Annotated in this window: 17 protein-coding genes; 10 read left to right on the plus strand and 7 right to left on the minus strand. The window is 70.8% G+C overall.

The features are described from left to right. Positions 1–2: 2 nt before the first annotated feature. The 4 genes from LT971_RS03655 to LT971_RS03670 form a co-directional block, all read right to left on the minus strand. Entirely contained in the window at positions 3–422 is a 420-nt protein-coding gene (locus LT971_RS03655) for a universal stress protein (protein WP_237005493.1), read from the minus strand. A 232-nt stretch (positions 423–654) separates the two neighbouring features. Continuing rightward, the gene (gene icd / locus LT971_RS03660; protein ID WP_237005494.1) at positions 655–1914 is read right to left on the minus strand and encodes an isocitrate dehydrogenase (NADP(+)); all 1260 of its coding nucleotides are present in this window, start codon (positions 1912–1914) and stop codon (positions 655–657) included. A gap of 89 nt (positions 1915–2003) precedes the next feature. After that, the gene (locus LT971_RS03665) at positions 2004–2777 is read right to left on the minus strand and encodes a hypothetical protein (RefSeq protein ID WP_237005495.1); all 774 of its coding nucleotides are present in this window, start codon (positions 2775–2777) and stop codon (positions 2004–2006) included. A gap of 22 nt (positions 2778–2799) precedes the next feature. Next, the gene (locus LT971_RS03670; protein WP_237005496.1) at positions 2800–3981 is read right to left on the minus strand and encodes a tubulin/FtsZ family protein; all 1182 of its coding nucleotides are present in this window, start codon (positions 3979–3981) and stop codon (positions 2800–2802) included. A 103-nt stretch (positions 3982–4084) separates the two neighbouring features. Here LT971_RS03670 and LT971_RS03675 point away from each other — a divergent pair, with 103 nt between their 5' ends. The 3 genes from LT971_RS03675 (at position 4085) to map (ending at position 6541) form a co-directional block, all read left to right on the plus strand. Next, positions 4085–5014 carry an isoaspartyl peptidase/L-asparaginase gene (locus LT971_RS03675; RefSeq protein WP_237005497.1) on the plus strand — a complete coding sequence of 310 codons (930 nt, stop codon included), beginning with the start codon at positions 4085–4087 and terminating at the stop codon, positions 5012–5014. 306 nt (positions 5015–5320) lie between these two features. After that, positions 5321–5593: a hypothetical protein gene (locus LT971_RS03680; protein WP_237005498.1), complete on the plus strand. Its 273-nt coding sequence runs from the start codon at positions 5321–5323 to the stop codon at positions 5591–5593. 57 nt (positions 5594–5650) lie between these two features. Next, positions 5651–6541: a type II methionyl aminopeptidase gene (map, locus tag LT971_RS03685; RefSeq protein WP_237005499.1), complete on the plus strand. Its 891-nt coding sequence runs from the start codon at positions 5651–5653 to the stop codon at positions 6539–6541. 44 nt (positions 6542–6585) lie between these two features. On the opposite strand, the gene LT971_RS03690 is transcribed toward map, so the two are convergent. Then, a complete protein-coding gene (locus LT971_RS03690; RefSeq protein ID WP_237005500.1) occupies positions 6586–6786 on the minus strand; it encodes a DUF7835 family putative zinc beta-ribbon protein in 201 nt (66 codons plus the stop codon). Positions 6787–6916: 130 nt separating this feature from the next. Here LT971_RS03690 and LT971_RS03695 point away from each other — a divergent pair, with 130 nt between their 5' ends. From LT971_RS03695 to LT971_RS03705, 3 genes are all read left to right on the plus strand, one after another. Beyond that, entirely contained in the window at positions 6917–7459 is a 543-nt protein-coding gene (locus LT971_RS03695; RefSeq protein WP_237005501.1) for an HIT family protein, read from the plus strand. Between the two features lie 70 nt (positions 7460–7529). Then, on the plus strand, positions 7530–7991 hold the full coding sequence (locus LT971_RS03700; protein WP_237005502.1) for a hypothetical protein: 462 nt from the start codon (positions 7530–7532) through the stop codon (positions 7989–7991). 49 nt (positions 7992–8040) lie between these two features. Then, positions 8041–8949: a cation diffusion facilitator family transporter gene (locus LT971_RS03705; RefSeq protein ID WP_237005503.1), complete on the plus strand. Its 909-nt coding sequence runs from the start codon at positions 8041–8043 to the stop codon at positions 8947–8949. Positions 8950–8970: 21 nt separating this feature from the next. On the opposite strand, the gene LT971_RS03710 is transcribed toward LT971_RS03705, so the two are convergent. After that, positions 8971–10272 carry a tRNA (N(6)-L-threonylcarbamoyladenosine(37)-C(2))-methylthiotransferase gene (locus tag LT971_RS03710; RefSeq protein ID WP_237005504.1) on the minus strand — a complete coding sequence of 434 codons (1302 nt, stop codon included), beginning with the start codon at positions 10270–10272 and terminating at the stop codon, positions 8971–8973. A gap of 112 nt (positions 10273–10384) precedes the next feature. Here LT971_RS03710 and LT971_RS03715 point away from each other — a divergent pair, with 112 nt between their 5' ends. Continuing rightward, positions 10385–11605, plus strand: a complete 1221-nt coding sequence (locus LT971_RS03715; RefSeq protein ID WP_237005505.1) for an outer membrane protein assembly factor BamB family protein — start codon at positions 10385–10387, stop codon at positions 11603–11605. 38 nt (positions 11606–11643) lie between these two features. After that, a complete protein-coding gene (locus LT971_RS03720) occupies positions 11644–12903 on the plus strand; it encodes an outer membrane protein assembly factor BamB family protein (protein ID WP_237005506.1) in 1260 nt (419 codons plus the stop codon). On the opposite strand, the gene deoC is transcribed toward LT971_RS03720, so the two are convergent. After that, positions 12900–13541 (minus strand): deoxyribose-phosphate aldolase, encoded by a 642-nt coding sequence (gene deoC, locus LT971_RS03725; protein ID WP_237005507.1) that lies wholly within the window; start codon positions 13539–13541, stop codon positions 12900–12902. The genes LT971_RS03720 and deoC overlap by 4 nt on opposite strands. Positions 13542–13639: 98 nt before the next feature. On the opposite strand from deoC, the gene LT971_RS03730 reads away from it, so the two are divergent. Both LT971_RS03730 and LT971_RS16370 read left to right on the plus strand, forming a co-directional pair. Beyond that, positions 13640–14890 (plus strand): ABC transporter substrate-binding protein, encoded by a 1251-nt coding sequence (locus tag LT971_RS03730; protein ID WP_237005508.1) that lies wholly within the window; start codon positions 13640–13642, stop codon positions 14888–14890. Beyond that, entirely contained in the window at positions 14887–17466 is a 2580-nt protein-coding gene (locus LT971_RS16370; protein ID WP_280337325.1) for a methyl-accepting chemotaxis protein, read from the plus strand. Before LT971_RS03730 ends, LT971_RS16370 begins: the two co-directional genes overlap by 4 nt. The last annotated feature ends 20 nt before the right edge of the window (positions 17467–17486 follow it).

The following is a 17486-nucleotide window of genomic DNA, read 5'->3' on the forward strand; positions in this document are numbered from 1 at the left end:
GGTCAGCGCACGACGGTGACCGGCACCGGCGACCGCCGGAACACCTTCTCGGCGACGTTGCCGACGACGAGGCGCTCGGCCAGTGTCCCGCCGTGGCTCCCGACGACGACCACGTCGAAGTCTTTGGCCGTGTTCACGATGGCTTTCGCCGGCGACCCGAGCGCGAACCGCGTCGACACCTCGGCGTCGTGCTCGGCCGCAATCTCTCTCGCCCGTTCGAAGACGTCCTCGGCGTGGGCCTCGGCCGCGTGCTCGAGGCCGTCCTCGAGCACGAGGCTCATCGCCTGCCCCATCATCGGGGACGGCTCCCCGACGACGTGCAGCACCGTGATCTCGGCGTCCGGGTACGCCTCCAGCGCGTGCTCGAGCGCGCGCTCGCTCATCTCCGAGTCCTCCATCGGCACGAGCACCGTCGATATCATACGTGACCTACGACGCACTCCCGGATAAACGTCCCTCGCGGTCGGTCGGCTCGCTGTGGGACGGCAGCACGGCAAAAAAACCGGGTTCTAGATGGTGTCGGCGCGATTGAGGGTCCGGGGAGCGAGTTACGCGAGGTCCTCGATGTCGTCGGCGGAAGCCGACTGCCCGAAGAACTCGGCTCAGGCGAGTTCTTCGATGTCCTCGGCGCGAGCCGAGGGTCCGAGAAGCGAGTTACGCGAGGTCCTCGATACGTTCGACGACTTCCTCGGCGTACTCGGAGGTGGAGAGCTTGACGCCGCCCTCGACCTGCCGCTCGAGGTCGTACGTGACGCGGTGCTCGCTGATCTGGGACTCGACGGCCTCGTGGACGAGGTCGGCGGCGTCGTCCCAGCCGATGTACTCCAGCATGAGCTTGCCGGAGAGGATCATCGCGGTCGGGTTCGCCTTGTCCTTGCCGGCGTGCTTCGGTGCGGAGCCGTGGACGGGCTCGGCGAGCACGCGGCCGTCACCGAAGTTCGCGCCCGGCGCGATGCCGAGGCCGCCGATCTGGGCGCCCGCGGAGTCGCTGAGGTAGTCGCCGTTGAGGTTCGGCATCGCGAGCACGTCGTAGTTCTCCGTGCGGGTGAGCAGCTGCTGGAGCATGTTGTCGGCGATGCGGTCCTTGACGACGACCACGTCGTCGGGAGCCTCGCCGTCGTACTCTTCCCAGAGGGTGTCCTCGTCGATGGTCTCCTCGGGGAAGTCCTCCTCGGCGACCTCGTAGCCCCAGTCGCGGAACGCGCCCTCGGTGAACTTCATGATGTTGCCCTTGTGGACGAGCGTGACCGAGTCGCGGTCGTTCTCGATGGCGTACTCGATGGCGCGGCGGACGAGGCGCTTCGTGCCGAACTCGGTGATCGGCTTGACGCCGATGCCGACGGCGCCGTCGTGGATGGTCGCGTCGAAGCCCATGTCGTCCTCGACGAAGTCACGGACCTCCTCGACCTCGTCCGTGCCGGCCTCCCACTCGATGCCGGCGTAGACGTCCTCGGTGTTCTCCCGGAAGTTCACCATGTCCATCTCCTCCGGGTCCTTGACGGGGGACGGGACGCCGTCGAGGTAGTAGGTCGGCCGGACGTTCGCGTAGAGGTCGAGCTTCTTGCGGAGCGCGACGTTGAGGCTGCGGAAGCCGGCGCCGACGGGCGTCGTGAGCGGGCCCTTGATGGCGACGCGGTGCTCGCGGATCGCCTCGACGGTCTCCTGCGGGAGGTTCTCGTCGTACGTCTCGCGGGCGTCCTCGCCAGCGTAGACGTCCATCCACGCGATGTCGTGGCCCGTGGCTTCGGCGGCGGCGTTCAGTACCTTCTGGGCGGCCGGCCCGACGTCCTTCCCGATGCCGTCGCCGTGCAGGACGGGGATGATCGGGTGGTCGGGGACCTCCAGAACGTCTTCGTCCTCGTCGTACGTGATCTGCTCCCCCTCGTCGGGGACCTCGATTTTGTCGTAGCTCATGTCGTTTGCACCTCACGCGAGGCGCCTAAAAGGACTGCTGTTTGCGCCGGCCGCGTCAAAGCTTGCCGCGTCCGGTTTCCGGCGATGCGTCACTCGTCGTCGACCGGCTCCGCGGGTCGCACGAGGTCCGCGAGCGTCACGAACAGCCCGAGCAGCCAGCCGACGACCGTCGCCAGCCCCGTCCACATGCCGACGTAGCCGAGTCCCGCGAGCCGGAAGTTCTCGCGGAGAAACGACGCGACGCCGGCGACCGAGAGGGGGTTGTCCAGCAGCCAGATAGCGAGCGCGTAACTGTTCGGGAACACGCTGTCGGCCAGCGGCGGCCAGTAGAACGCCGCGACCACGGGGGGCAGGAGCAGCGCCGTGACGCCGAGGGGGTACGCGAACACCACGGTCGAAAGCCGGCCGCCGCGCCGCGCGATGGTCGTCGAGAGCACTGCCGACGCCACGGCGACGCCGCCCCCGGCCGCGACCGCACGGACGCCCTCGGATGGCACGTCGAGCAGCCAGACGCCGGCCGTGAACACGCTCCACGCGACCGTGGTGCCGACCGCGACGCCCAGCCAGCCCAGTGACACCGCCGTCCGGAACAGCCGCCGGGTGTAGAACCGCACGGCGAACCCGACGAGCGCGAGTGGGTAGACGGCGGCGACCACCGGGACGCCGAGCGCCGCCCACAGCCAGAACGCCGCCTGACCGACCGTCGTCGACGGCGACCACTCGCCGAGCGCCGGGTGGTGGTCGCGCCGTCCGGGGAATCCAAGCGTTAGCCAGCCGTCGTGGAGGACAGACAGGTCGGTCCGGACGCGCGACCGCAGTGACGGCGTCCGCTGGCGGCGCCCCTGGCCTCGTGCTCGCGTCACGGCTCGTTTGCCCCCGGGCGGCTCATATCGGGTCGAGCTCGTCGTCGGGGTCGGTGACGAGCTCCGAGATGGCGGTCTCGCGCTCGGCGGCCTGCGCTTCGATGTTCTCGCGGGCGTCGACGGCCTGCGTCTGCAGGGCGTCGATGCGGGGGACGTCCGTGGCGTTCGCCAGCAGGACGGTCGCCCGCAGGCGGTCGGCCGCCGGCCGCGGGTCGTCGCCCGCCAGCACTTCTACGCTGTCGATCTGGGATTCGAGCCACTTTCGCGCCCGGACGAGCCCTTTTTGAGAGAGTTCGGACGGTGGCCCCGAGACGACGACGACCGCGCGTTCCGCGGACGCGATGTCCGCCGGGCAGGTCAGCCGGCTGCGGGCCGCTCGGCGAACGAGGCCGTGGACCTTCGTTGCAGCGCCCTCGCGTTCTCGGCCGGGGTCCTCGTCGTTCCGGAGTCGCCCGAGCAGGCCGCGCTGTCGCTGGGTCTCGGATTCGAGGCTGGCTTCGGCGTACGCGACCGTGGCGACGCCACCGACGGACAGCGTTCGCTTCACGTCGCTTGAGTCCATCGCGTTCTCCGAGACCGGGGAGCCGTCGTACTCGCCGGGCGCCAGCAGCGCGACGACGCGCTTGGCGATCTCGAGGTTCGTCTGCTCGTAGCCGGACTCGATGGACTGCGTGCCCTCCCGCCAGGCGTCGTTGTCGAACGCGATGGTGGCGTCGGTCGCGTCGACGAACGACCGGATAGAGCGCGCGGCGTTCAGCGACGCCCGCCCGCCCTCGTCACTGGACGGTAGTACGCCGAGGCCGTACACCGGTTCGCCGTATCGCTCCCCGAGCGCCTCGGCGAACACAGGTCCGCCGCCGGAGCCCGTGCCGCCCCCGAGTCCAGCGATGACGAGGAACGCGTCCACGTCGTGTAACGGGACGTTGTCGAGGATGCGCTGGACCTCCGAGAGGTCCTGGCGTGTCAGCTCCGCTCCGAGGTCGGGGTCGGCGCCGGCCCCGTGTCCCTTCGAGCGTTCGTCCGTCTGCCCGACCAGCACCTGGTGGCGCTGTGGGACGTACGAGAGCTTCTGGAGGTCGATGCGCGCGGAGTTCACGACGGCGGTGAACTGGCACAGCGACCGCTCCGTCTTCGTCTCGTACTCGACGATGCGGTCCGCGATTTTCCCGCCCGCGTTCCCGAACCCGACGACTGCGAGCTTCATGGGTCCCACCGGACCGGGAACGCGCTTTGGTATACAGTGACTACCACTGTCCCCGGGGGCCGAATCCACACGCACTAAGCCCCCGGGCGCGCCACGTGCAGGCATGCGAGTCATCGTACACGGCGGCGCCGGCACCAGCCCCGACGAGCCAGAACCGCGGCAGGCGACCCTCGACGAGGCGGCCGACGCGGGCGCCACCGAGGACGACCCCGTCGACGCCGTCGAGGCCGCGATTCGCGTGCTGGAAGCCGACACCCGGTTCAACGCCGGGACCGGCGGCGCGGTCCAGTCCGACGGCGTGATTCGGACCGACGCCGGCGTGATGACCAGCGGGCGGGAGGTAGGTGCGGCAGCGTCGATGCCGGGCGTCGAGGCCGCCGTCTCGGTCGCGCGCGCCGTCATGGAGGAGACGCCACACGTCCAGATGGCCGGCGTCCACGCCGTCGACTTCGCCGCCGACGTCGGCGTCGACGTCGAGTGCGACCTCTGGAGCGACGACACCCGCGAGCGCTGGGCCGACCTCGACGACCACCCCGAGGGCTCCCCGACCGACCACCTCGACTGGATCCGGGACAAGTTCGGCCAGACCGACCCCGGCGGTCAGCAGCGAGACGGGGCGGAGAGCGAGGACGGGGACGCTGCCGGCACCAGGAAGGACCACGACACCGTCGGCGCCGTCGCGTTCGACGGCGACCAGTTCGCGACCGCGACGTCCACGGGCGGCCGCTGGCTCGCGCTCGCCGGACGGGTCGGCGACGTCCCGCAGGTAGGCTCCGGCTTCTACGCCGCGCCGGCGGGCGCCGCGTCGGCGACGGGCGCCGGCGAGGACATCGCGAAGACCACGCTCACGCGGCGCGCGGTCCGCCACCTCGAGAACGGTCTCGGCGCGCAGGCCGCCGCCGACCGCGCTATCGAGGAGTTCGGCGAACTGACGGGGTCGTCGGCCGGCGTCATCGTGCTGGACAGCGACGGAGAGTCCGGGGAGGCGTTCAACTCCGAAGCGATGCAGACAGCGAGAGTCCGAACGGAGTGAGGACTCTCGGTATTGCGAACGCGGAGCGAAGCGACGCGTGAGCCGCGCGGTTCTGAGCGCAGCGAAGAACCTCGAAACTTCGAGCGGCGAGCGCGTGGTCGACCGGAGCGAGGCCACGCGGAGAGTGAACGGCGACCGAAGGGAGCCGTGAACACGAGCGACCCGCGAGCCGCACGGAAGCGAGCGCAGCGAACATCTCGGCGCTGCGCCAGGCGCGACGGCCGGCCATCGACTGGCCGCCCGATAGTCACGTCGTCGTTTGAGTCCCCGGTGGGTTCTTTGTGGGCGCTCGTGGAGTCGTTACTGATGACATCTCGGTTGTTCTTCGACGGCGACGAACTGGATTCGGGGGCGGTGTGGCGGGAAGTCGTGCCGCTCGTGCGACTCGTCGCGGTGGTCGGCGCGGTCGCACTCGTGCCCGTGGTTCTGCAGTGGCTGGTCGTGGAGACGCTCGGGCTCGTGCCGGTGTTCGCCGTCCTGTTCTCGGTCGCGACCCAGTTCGTGCTGGCGGTGGGGACGGCCGTCGTTCTGTTGTACGTCGTGACGCGGGCGAACCGGCTCGCTGGCGACCCGGCGTAGCCCGCTGGCTGGCCGCGACCCGCAACCTCTTTGCCGCGTTCGGGCGAAACCCGAGGCATGACAGACAGCGTCGAGGTCGGTTCGGAGGCCTACGAGAAGTACGTCGAGGCCGGCGAGATTCTGACCACCGTGATGGCGGAAGCGGCGGAGCGCGTCGAGGTCGGCGCGACCCACCTCGAGGTCGCGGACTACGCCGAGGACCGTATCCGAGAACTCGGCGGCGAGCCGGCGTTCCCGGTAAACATCAGCATCGACGAGGAGGCCAGCCACGCCGCCCCGGGCGCCGACGACGACACCGAGTTCGGCGAGGACATGGTGTGTCTGGACGTCGGCGTGCACGTCGACGGCCACATCGCCGACGCCGCGACGACCGTCGACCTCTCGGGCAACCCCGAACTCGTCGAGGCCGCCGAGGAGGCGCTCGACGCCGCCGTCGACGCCGTCGAGCCGGGCGTCCACACGGGCGAGATCGGCGCCGAGATCCAGGACGTCATCGAGGCGTACGGCTACAACCCCGTCGTGAACCTCACGGGCCACGGGATGGACGTCTACGACGCCCACACCGGGCCGAACGTGCCGAACCGTGCGCTCGACTCGGGCGTGGAACTGCAGGCCGGCGACGTGCTCGCTATCGAGCCGTTCGCCACCACGGGCACCGGGAAGGTCGGCGAGGGCACGGCCACCGAGATCTACGAGGTCGTCGGGTCGGGGAACGTCCGCGACCGGCGCGCCCGCCAGCTCCTCGAGGACCTCGAGCGCTTCGACGGGCTGCCGTTCGCGGCGCGCTGGCTCGAGGGGTCGCGCGCCGAGATGAGCCTGAAGCGCCTGGTTCGCGCGGACATCGTGCGGTCGTACCCCGTGCTGAAAGAGGACGACGGCGAACTCGTCAGCCAGGACGAGCACACGCTGGTCGTCACCGAGGACGGCTGCGACGTCGTGACGAATTGAGCGGCCGGCGGGAAAGATGAGGGTGGTGGGTTCCGACCGACTGGTCACGCGTCGTTCATGCGCTGGCTCGTCTCCTCGCCGCAGGCCCGGCACGTGGCGACGCGGTAGGGCTCGCGGGAGAACGCGGCGTTCTCCCCGCCCTCGTTCTCAGTCCGGAGTTCGACGGACACCCGGTGGGTCGTCTGGCTGCTGCAGTTCTCGCAGCGCTCCGTCAGGCCGTCCGTCTGTGGGGTCTTGCTCGCCACTGGAACCACCACTTGTGTTCACGCGGCCTCGGTACAAATAAACTCGGGTGGCACCGGGCGCTGTTCGTCTCCGGGCGGGCGTGGGAGCGGCACCGAAAGGCTACTGCCGGGGGCCGCCCACGCCTCGGGCATGGACCAGGTGTTCGCGCCGTGGCGCATCGAGTGGGTGGAACGCGACGACAAGAACGAGGGCGTCGACTGCGTGTTCTGCGAGTTCCCCGACCGCGAGGACGCCCGCGAGCACCTCGTCGTCGCGCGCTCCGAGCACGCCGCGGTGATGCTGAACAACTACCCGTACAACCCCGGCCACTGCATGGTGATTCCGGACGTCCACACGGGCGACTACACCGACCTCGGCGACGACGTCCTGCTCGACCACGCCCGCCTCAAGCAGGCGACCTTCGACGCGGTCGACGCCGCACTGGGGCCGGACGGCTTCAACGCCGGCCTGAACCTCGGCGGCGGCGCCGCCGGCGGCAGCATCGACGACCACCTCCACACGCACGTCGTGCCGCGCTGGAGCGGCGACACGAACTTCATGGCCGTCGTCAGCGACACGAAAGTCATCGTCGAGGCGCTCGACGACACCTACGACCGGCTGCACGAGGCGTTCGGCGCCCACCCGGCCGCCGTCGACAGCGAGGCGGGCGCCGTCGAACTGGTGTTCGACTGACGTCGCTGAGACTACAGCGGTCCCTTGAGCCTCGGTAACGGTTTTGTCGACCCGAACCGACACCCGGCGTATGCCCCTCCAGCCGACCAGACGACGTGTTCTGACCACCAGTACCGCCGCCCTCGCTGCCACCGTCGCCGGCTGCTCGGCGGTCCCCGGCTACGGCCCGGAGTCCGACGAAACCGGCCCGGACAGCGGCACGGACTCCTACGGCGTCGTCGTCCGCAACGACACGGACGAGACATACCCGGTCACGGTCACCGCCGGTCCCCGCGGCGAGGAACCGTCCTTCGAGGAGACTGTCGAGAGCACGCCCGAGGACCCCATCGAGTGGGACGGCGTACTCACCGGCGAGGGCCTGTTCGTCGTTGCGGCCGACGTGGACGCCGAGAGCTTCCACGAGGAGCAGAGCCAGACGATGCGCACCGTCACCGTCGGCAGTGAGAACGGCCCCGAGGTCGAGGACGTCCTGGTGCACCTCCGCAGCGAAGCCCACGGCGTGGTCGTCGACGTCGACATGGACTGGGGGTGAACGGCTGGAACCGAAAGGACGAACCCCCCGGCCGAGATAGCTCGGCGTGATGGAGCGCAAGCGGGCGGTCCGCCGGGTCGGCGTGCTCGTGCTCGCCGCGAACCTCGCTCTGGTCGCGGCGAAGGGCGCCGCCTGGTGGGCGACCGGCAGCCTCGCGGTCGGCTCCGAGGCGGTCAACAGCCTCGCCGACGTGGCGTACTCCGTGGTCGTCCTCGGCGGCCTCTACCTCACCACGCAGCCGCCGGACTTCGAGCACCCGCACGGCCACGAGCGCATCGAGCCGTTCGTCTCGCTGGTGGTCGCGCTCGGCGTGCTCGCCGCCGGTGCCGCCGTCCTCTGGCAGGCGACGACGTCCGTGATCGCGGGCGACGTCGGCCGGAGCGCCGGCATCACGGGCGTCGCCGTCCTCGCCGGGACGGCCATCGCGAAGTACGCTCTCTACCGGTACGTGCTCGACGTCGCCGAGGACCACCACTCGCCGGCGCTGCGCGCGACCGCCCTCGACAACCGCAACGACATCCTCACCGCCGGCGCCGCGCTCGCCGGCGTGCTCGGGTCCGCCGCCGGTTACCCGATTCTGGACCCGCTGGCGGCGTTCGTCGTCGCCGCCGGTATCCTCCACACCGGCTACGAGATCGTCCGGGACAACGTCAACTACCTCGTCGGCGCCGCGCCGCCCGACGACCTGCGGGACGAGATTCTGTCGCGTGCACTCGACCACCCGGATGTCGAGGGCGCCCACGACGTCGTCGCGCACTACGTCGGCCCCGAAATCGACGTCAGCCTCCACGTCGAGGTCGAGGGCGAGATGACGCTGTACGAGGCCCACGACATCGAGACGGAGCTCATCCTCGACCTCGAGTCCATCCCGGAGGTCGACGACGTGTTCGTCCACGTCGACCCGAAAGAGCTCGGCGAGTGGAAACAAGAAGAGCGAGCAGCGGACGCGCCCGAGTAGTCGACTGCCGCCCCGCGCCAGTCAGTCGGCGGTCGTGCTCGCGCGGTCGTCGTCCTCGGCCGCCAGCGACGCCACGGGCTCCGCGAACGCGTACACGGTCTGGTGGCCGGTGACCTCGACGGTGGCGAAGTCACCGGGTTCGAGACCGTGGTCGGTCGCGTTCTGGACGATGACCTGCCGGTAGGACCCGTCGTAGCACTTCACCGAGTCGCCGGTTCCCTCCTCGACGACGAGCACGTCACGCCGGGTGCCGACCATCGACTCGTAGGCCGCCGCGACCACGTCCATCTTCAGGTCCGTCATCGCCTTCGAGCGGTCCTTCTTCGTCTGGCCGCCCAGCCCCTTCATGTCGGCGGCGTCCGTACCGGGGCGCTTCGAGAACCGCGTGACGTTGATCTTCTCCGGCCGGGTCTCCCGGAGGAGGTCCATCGACTGCTCGTGGTCCTCGTCGTCCTCGGTCGGGAAGCCGACGATGAAGTCGGTCGACAGCGTCCACTCGTCGAGGTAGTCGTCGAACGTCTCCACGATGTCGAGGTACTGGCTGACCTCGTGCTGGCGGCGCATGTCCTCGAGGACGTCGTCGCTGCCGGACTGCACGGGCGCGTGCAGGAAGTTGTAAATCTCGTCGTGCTCGGCGAACACGGCAGCGAGCTCCTCGCGGATGCCGTGGACGCCGCCGGGGTTGGCCATCCCCACGCGGACCCGGAAGTCGCCCTCGATGTCGGTGGCGATGCGCTCCAGCAGCTCCGGGAGCTTCCGTTCACCGTTGTCCCAGCCGTAGACGCCCGTGTCCTGCCCGGTGATGCGGATCTCTTTCGCGCCGGCGTGGACGAGCGCCCGAGCCTTCTCGACGTTCGCCTCGACCGGCGGCGAGTCCACGCGTCCGGTCGCCTGCTTCGTGATGCAGTACGAGCAGTTGCTCATGCAGCCCCGCGCGATGGGCAGAATGCCCACCACGCCGTCCAGAATCGGCTCGGCGTCCGGCGTCGTCGTCGGACACTCGCCGTTCGTCACCGCCTCTGGCACGTCGTCCCAGTGCAGGACCTGGGCGTCCACGTCTGCGTCCGCGAACTCCCCGCCCTGCGCGAGGGCCATACAGCCGGTGACGATGAGGTCCGCCGTCTCGTCGGCGAGTTCTTCGGCCCGCCGGAGCATGTTGCGCTCCGTTTTCTCGACGACGGTACAGGTGTTGAGGATTGCGACGTCCGCGTCCGCCGGCCCCTCGACCTCGTGGTGGCCGGCGTCGCGGAGGCGCCGCTCGATCTCGCGGCTCTCGCCGCGGTTCGAGGTGCACCCGTACGTCTCGATGTGGTAGCGGGCCATCGCTGCAAGGTCGTTGCCGGTCCGCGGGCAAAAGGGATGCGGTAGGCGGCGACGCGCCGGTACGCAGCCCGAGACCCAAAACGATACAACCGCCAGCGACGAACCGCCGACGATGCCCTCCAGACGACAGTTTCTCGCGACGAGCGCTGCGGTCGGCGCGGCCGCGCTCGCGGGCTGTAGCGCGCTGCCGTTCGGTGGCGGTGGCGGCGACGACGGGAACGACGAACCGAGCGCCGAACCGAGCGACGACACGCCCCGCGAAACGAACGTGGCGTCGGGGTGGCCGAACCCCCGGCGGGACCCCGCACACACCGGGTGGGTCCCGGACGGCGGCGTCGCGGACCCGAGCGTCGAGTGGCGGTCCGAGCCCGTCCCGTTCAACGCCAGGCCCTCCGTCGCGGGTGCGACAGTCGTGGTCGGTGCGAAGGGGCTCACGGGGTTCGACGTGCTCTCGGGAGAGACGCTCTGGTCGTCGCGGTACGGTACGGGCGGGTGGGCGCCACCGGTCGTCAACGACGTCGCGTACGCCACCACGCGGACCCTGGAGGGCAACGACCAGCCGGGCGTCGTCGCCGTGGACGCTGTCGACGGCGAACTTCTGAACGCGACGGCGATATCCGACCCCGCGGGAATTCCGCCGACGCGGTCCTTCGACGACGTCCGCGACCGGTACTTCCTCCCCGTCGAGGGGGGCGTTCGAGCGGTCGTTTGGCCGGGCCCCGACGAGGACAGGACGGGAGACGACGAACCCCCCGAGTGGCGCCAGGACGTGTTCGGCACGCACGCAGCACCGCTAGCGTACGACTCGGGGCTGCTCGTCGCCACCGCCGGGGCGGGCGAGGTGTACACGTTCGGAATGAACGGCGACGGGAACTGGCGCCGCAACCTGAACGACATGGTGACGGCTCCGGCCGTCGTGGGTGCCCAGCGCGTCTACGTCGGCACCCACGAGCAGGTGGTCGCGCTCGAACGCATCGACGGTGGCGAGGCGTGGCGCGTCCCCCGGCCGGCGACCGCGCCGCTCGCGCTCGACGACGGCCGGCTGTACACCGTCCACGGCGACGCGCTCGTCGCACGGTCGCCGCGTACCGGGGGCGCGGTCTGGGAGACGTCCCTCGACAACCGGCCGTCGACGGCGCCCGCGGTCGGCGGCGACGCGGTCTACCTCGGCCGGGAGGACGGCGAGGTACACGCCTTCGACGTCGAGGACGGCGAGCAGCGCTGGACGCGCTCAGTCGGCGACGGGCTCGGGCCGACGCTCGCGCTCACCAGCGACCGCCTCTACGCCGTCGCTGAGTCCGACGGGACCTACCGGGTCGTCTCCGTCGCCTGACCGCAACGGCTACAACCCGGTCGGGTGAACGCCCGGTGATGCCCTCCAGACGACGATTCCTCGCGGCGAGCGGCGCGGCTGCCAGTGCGGCGGTGACGGCGGGATGCAGTTCGCTCCCGGTCGGGGACGACCCGGTCCCGCTGGGCGACGACTATCCCACCAGCGGTGACGCGACCACGACCGGCGGCTGGGGGACACACCGGTGCGACGGCGCGAACACCGCCTGTGCCCGCGACGCGTCGCCGGTCGAGAATCCGAGCATCGAGTGGGAGTCCCCGCAGTTCGGGAGCGTCCAGCGACCGGCACAGCGCACGCTGACTGTCGACGCCGCCACGGTGTACACCGGCGGTAAAGCGATTCACGGCTTCGACGTGCTGTCCGGCGACCCGGTCTGGACCAGCGAGGACGTCTTCGCCACTCGAATCGCGCCCGACGTCCACGAGGGCGTGGCGTGGACTCGGGCCGGTCCGGACAGCTCGACCGTGGTGGGGCTGGACGCGTCGACGGGAGGCGAGGTACGCCGCCGCGAGTTCGACGTCGAACTCCACGGTGAGCCGTCGGTGACACGCGGCCGGGACGCCAGCAGGTTGCCGCCGTACCTCGTCGCGCAGACGGCCGAGGGCGGCGTCGCCGGTGTCGTCACCGAGGAGCCCGAGCGGGAGCCGCTGTGGGAGACCTCGTGGGCGCAAGACCTCTTCGCTGGTGGGGTGTTCCGTCCCGCGACGACCCAGCAGGTCGCGGTCACGTCCCACGCCGGTGAGGTCTACCGGTTCGGCGCGTCCGGCTACCCGGCGTGGCGGACGGACCTGCGGCGGCGGCCGCGGTCGTCGCCGGTGGTCGGTGCGACCCGGCTGTACGTCGCGACGAGACGCGGCGCCGTGGCGCTCGACCGCGAGACGGGCGCGGTCGACTGGGAGTACACCGACGTGGGGGTCGACGGGGACGCGACCGGCGGCCGGACGCAGACTGGCGTGCGGCGCTCGGCGGTCGCGTTCGACGGCGCGCGGGTGTTCCTCTCGGGGTCGAAGTCCCTGCACGCAGTGTCGGCGAAGACCGGCCAGCGGCTGTGGCGCCACGAGTTCGACGAGACCCCGACCGCACTCCCGGCGGTCGGCGGCGACCGGGTGTACGTCGGGACGGACACCGAGGTTCACGCGCTCGGCGTCGATGGCACCCACCACTGGGCGTTCGACGTCGACGACCCCATCGGGGAGACGCTCGCGGTGACGGACGGCCGCCTGTTCACGCTCGCGAACCGTGGTCGAGAAGACGACGTGGCGGTCGTTTCGCTCGCCTAGGCGTCCTCGAAGGAGTCGACGATTTCGACGCCCGACGACGCGCCGATGCGCACCGCGCCGGCGTCGAACATCGCTTGCGCCTGCTCGTAGTTCCCGACGCCGCCGCTGGCTTTGACAGGGAGGTACTCGCTCATCAGTTCGACGTCCGGCACTTCGGCGCCGCCGTCGGCGAACCCCGTGGAGGTCTTCACCATGTCGGCGCCGGCGGCCTCGGCGGCCTCGCAGGCGGCTTGCTTCTCGTCGTCGGACAGCAGTGCCGTCTCGATGATGACCTTCACGGCCAGCGGCGTGGCGTCCACGACCGCCGCGATGTCGTCCTCGACGGCGTCGTGCTCGCCGGCTTTCAGGCGGCCGACGTTGACGACGAGGTCGAGTTCGTCCGCGCCGTCCTCGTGGGCGCCCTCGGCCTCGGCGACCTTCGCGGCGGTCGCGTGCTGGCCGTGCGGGAACCCGACGACGGTCGCGACGGTCAGGTCGTCGGGCGCGTGCTCGCGGGCCTCGGGAACGTAGCACGGCGGGATACAGACGTTCATGCCGTACTCCGCGGCCTCGTCGACGACGCGCTCGACGTCGCCGGGCGTCGTCTCCGGCCCGAGCACGGTGTGGTCGATTCGGGACGCGAGTGTGTCGCGGTCCATGCTGGAGACGGCGGGCCCGCGGTGGCATAGAACCCCCGACTCTCCTCGCTGATAACGCCAACCGAACGTTGAAATACGGCAAATGGGTCCGACGTGGTATGCATCGCACAACGAGACGCGGCTGGCTAGCCGCGGCTGGTGCCACCGCCGTAGCCGGCCTCGCCGGCTGCGCGGGCGTCGGCGGGTCCAGCGAGCCCGTGGCGCTGGGGTCGCTGCTCCCGCTGTCCGGGCCGGGGGCGCTCGGCGACGTCGCCGCCGACCACGAGCGCGCGGTCGCCGCCGCCGTCGAGCACGCCAACCGCGCGGGCGGAGTGGACGGCCGGGAGGTCGTGCACGTCTCGAAGGACACCGGCGCGAACCCCGAGACCGCCGCCGAGGCGTACGCCGAACTCACCGAAGACCACGACGTGTTGTCGGTCGTCGGCCCGGTCATCAGCGACGTCACGGCGTCACTGACCGAGCGCGCCGCCGACGACCGGCAGTTGCTCGTCAGTCCGTCGAGCACGGCGCCCGACCTCGCGTCCGCGGGCCGCACCGACGACGGGAAGTTCTTCGCGCGGACGTGCCCGAACGACAGCCAGCAGGCCGCAGTGATGGCGAAAATCGTCGACGACGACGCGTACGCGAGCGCCGACACGGCCACCGTTTTTCACCTCGACGACGCGTTCGGGTCGGCGCTGGCCAACGCTCTGGAGGGCACCATCGACGCCGACGTGGCGGCGACCGTGTCCTACCCGGGGGGTGTCGAGGACCCGGCGCCGCTGGTCGACGACGCGCTCGCACCCGAGCCGGACGCCGTCGCGTTCGTCGGGTCCCCGGGGTCGTCGGCGTCGGTCCTCAAAGAACTGCTCGCTCGCGAGTACGAGGGCGACGTCGTGCTCAGCTCGGGGCTGGCGTCCGACAACCCGCGGCCGAACTGGACGGGCGTCTACACGGCGTCCGTCGCCAGCGCGAACACTGTCGGGACGAAGCGCCTGCGTCGCGAGCTGTCCGACGCCGCGCCCCTCCTGGTGTACACGATGAACGCCTACGACGCCGCCATGCTCCCGCTGCTCGCCGGCGAGTACGCGGGCGAGGCGTCGTCGCCGGCGGCCGCCGACGCACTGCAGACCGTCTCGGGTGGCGTCGGTCACTCGGTGACGGTCGGCGAGTTCGACCGCGCCCGCGACCTCGTCGCCGCCGACCGCGAACTCAACTACAAGGGCGCCGCCGGCGACATGGACCTCACTGACGACCTCGAACCGGTGACCAGTTACCTCGTCCAGCAGGTCGCCGAGAGCGGGCTGGAGACCCTCGAACTGCTGAAACGCGGGTACTTCGGCGGCGGCAGCGGGGGTGGTGACGCGTGAGCGACATCGACCGGGGGCTGCTCGAACGCCTGCTGCCGGCCCGGATTCGCGGCAGTTACGCCGCGAAGTTCAACGTCCTCCTGCTTGCGGTGGTGGTCGTGGTCGCGGCCGCCGGCGGCTTCATCCACCTCCAGACCCAGCAGTCGGTCGGCGAGGACACGGAGAGCGAGGTGTCCGGCATCGCGGAACAGCAGTCGGCCTCGCTGCACGACTGGGTGACCCAGAAGGAGGCGACGGCGCAGTTCCTCGCGTCGGACTTCGGCGGTGACTCGGTGTGGGCCAGCGACGTCGAGCCGGAGCTGGAGCGCCAGCTCGCGACACTCCAGACCAGCGTCCTCGCCATCCACGTCGTCTCCACAGGCACGAACAGCGTGGTGGCGAGCACGGACGACGCCCGCTCCGGAGCGTCGCTGTCCGAGGGCGACGTGCCGTGGTTCGGCACCATCACGGACGGCGCTACCGGCGTGGCGGTCTCGGAGCCGTACCGTGAGAACGGCGAGCCCGTGTTCGCGGTGACGGCGCCGACGGACAAGACCGGCTGGGTGCTCGTGATGACGGTCTCGCTGGCGGACCGCTCGCAGTCGTTCAACTCCCCCATCGCCACCGGAGACGTGAAAGTCGTCAACGGCGACGGCGAGATCGTGTTTGACAACCGGAACCGCGCGCTGCTCGAGCAGTACACCAACAGCGACGGCGAGGTGCCGGAGGCGGTCGCGACCGCGCGCAACGGCCGGACCGTCTTCGAGGTCGCCGGCGAGCGCACCGGTATGGAGGACGGCCGGTACGCGACCGCGTACACGGCGGTCGAGGGCACCGACTGGGTGCTGGCGTACCACGTGCCTCGGAGTGAGGCGTACGCGCTCCAGACGCAGGTGACGGAGTACCTCGCCGGGATGGTCGTCATCGCGCTCGTCGGCCTGCTGCTGGTCGGGCTGACGGTCGGTCGGCGGACATCCAGCGCGCTCGACGAGTTGTCCGGCGTGGCGTCGGCGGTCGCGGACGGCGACCTCGACACCGACGTGCCGGACACCGACCGTACCGACGAGCTCGGCGAACTCGTCGACGCCTTCCAGGGGATGCAGGTGTACCTCGGTACGGCGGCCCGGCAGGCGGACGCGCTCGCCGAGCAGAACTTCGATGCGGACGTGCTCGACGAGGACCTGCCGGGGTCGTTCGGGGCGTCGCTGTCCCAGATGCACACCCGGCTGGAGGCGCTCATCACGGACCTCGACGAGGCCCGCGAGGACGCCGAGCAGACCCGCAAGGAGGCCGAAGAGGCCCGCAAGCAGTCCGAGCGCCTGAACGAGCGCCTGGAGCGCCGGGCGGCCGAGTACAGCGACGAGATGGCGGCGGCCGCGGCCGGCGACCTCACCCGGCGTCTCGACGAGGACGCCGACAGCGAGCCGATGCGGGACATCGCGGCGGCGTTCAACGACATGATGGACGACGTGGAGGCGACGCTGTCGCAGGTGCGGTCCATCGCGGACGCCGTCGACCGGGCGAGCACCGACGTCTCCACGAGCTCCGCGGAGATCCGGAGCGCGAGCGACCAGGTTAGCGAGTCCGTGCAGGACATCTCCGCCGACGCCGACCAGCAGCGCGAGCGGCTCGGGACGGTCGGCGACGAGGTCACGTCGCTGTCCGCGACCGTCGAGGAGATCGCCGCCAGCGCCGACGACGTCGCCGAGACGGTCGACGGCGCGGCCGCGGAGAGCGAGCGCGGCCGGGCGCTGGGCGAAGACGCGGTCGCCGAACTCGAACGCATCGAAGCGACCGCGGACAGCGCCGTCGAGCGCGTGAACGCTCTCGAGGAGGCGGTCGACGCCATCGGCGAGGTCACCGGCGTCATCACGGACATCGCCGAGCAGACGAACATGCTGGCGCTGAACGCGAACATCGAGGCCGCCCGCGCCGACAAGGACGGCGACGGGTTCGCCGTGGTCGCCGACGAGGTCAAGGACCTCGCCGACGAGACCAAGGAGTCCGCCGAGGAGATCGAGGGGCTAGTCGAGGATGTCCAGGACGACGTCGAGGCGACGGTCGAGGACATGGCTGACCTCGGCGAGCGCGTCGACGCCGGCAGCGAGACCATCGAGGCGGCGCTGTCGGCGCTGGACGACATCGGCGGGCGGGTCGAGGAGGCGAACGCGAGCGTGCAGTCCATCAGCGAGGCGACCGACGAGCAGGCGGCCTCTACCGAGGAGGTCGTGACGATGATCGACGAGGTCGAGGACCTCAGCGACCGCACCGCGACGGAGGCCCAGCAGGTCTCCGCGGCTGCCGAGGAGCAGGCAGCCTCCGTCTCCGAGGTGGCGGGGCTGGCCGACGACCTCGACGGGCAGGTCTCGGACCTCAACGAGCTGCTCGCGGAGTTCGAGACGCGCGAGGACGCCGGCGGCGCAGTCGACGCGGCCAGCGACGACGGTGACGAGGGCGGCCAGGAGGCCGACTCCGCGGCTGCCGACGGCGGCTACGAGGGCGACGGCGAGGGCAGCGGCGACGCGGACGGGACGGACGAAGCGGAAGCCGGCGACGACCCGGACGCGGCGACCGACGGCGGGTTCGAGTTCCGCTGACGCCGGCGGCGCTGAGTGAA

The organism is Halobacterium rubrum (assembly GCF_021729015.1).
GTDB lineage: Archaea > Halobacteriota > Halobacteria > Halobacteriales > Halobacteriaceae > Halobacterium > Halobacterium rubrum.

Coding starts and splice junctions, on each gene's coding strand:
- LT971_RS03655 (WP_237005493.1), bottom strand. CDS start 422: ATGATATCGACGGTGCTCGTGCCGATGGAGGACTCGGAGATGAGCGAG.
- icd (WP_237005494.1), bottom strand. CDS start 1,914: ATGAGCTACGACAAAATCGAGGTCCCCGACGAGGGGGAGCAGATCACG.
- LT971_RS03670 (WP_237005496.1), bottom strand. CDS start 3,981: ATGAAGCTCGCAGTCGTCGGGTTCGGGAACGCGGGCGGGAAAATCGCG.
- LT971_RS03675 (WP_237005497.1), top strand. CDS start 4,085: ATGCGAGTCATCGTACACGGCGGCGCCGGCACCAGCCCCGACGAGCCA.
- LT971_RS03680 (WP_237005498.1), top strand. CDS start 5,321: ATGACATCTCGGTTGTTCTTCGACGGCGACGAACTGGATTCGGGGGCG.
- map (WP_237005499.1), top strand. CDS start 5,651: ATGACAGACAGCGTCGAGGTCGGTTCGGAGGCCTACGAGAAGTACGTC.
- LT971_RS03695 (WP_237005501.1), top strand. CDS start 6,917: ATGGACCAGGTGTTCGCGCCGTGGCGCATCGAGTGGGTGGAACGCGAC.
- LT971_RS03700 (WP_237005502.1), top strand. CDS start 7,530: ATGCCCCTCCAGCCGACCAGACGACGTGTTCTGACCACCAGTACCGCC.
- LT971_RS03705 (WP_237005503.1), top strand. CDS start 8,041: ATGGAGCGCAAGCGGGCGGTCCGCCGGGTCGGCGTGCTCGTGCTCGCC.
- LT971_RS03710 (WP_237005504.1), bottom strand. CDS start 10,272: ATGGCCCGCTACCACATCGAGACGTACGGGTGCACCTCGAACCGCGGC.
- LT971_RS03715 (WP_237005505.1), top strand. CDS start 10,385: ATGCCCTCCAGACGACAGTTTCTCGCGACGAGCGCTGCGGTCGGCGCG.
- LT971_RS03720 (WP_237005506.1), top strand. CDS start 11,644: ATGCCCTCCAGACGACGATTCCTCGCGGCGAGCGGCGCGGCTGCCAGT.
- deoC (WP_237005507.1), bottom strand. CDS start 13,541: ATGGACCGCGACACACTCGCGTCCCGAATCGACCACACCGTGCTCGGG.
- LT971_RS03730 (WP_237005508.1), top strand. CDS start 13,640: ATGCATCGCACAACGAGACGCGGCTGGCTAGCCGCGGCTGGTGCCACC.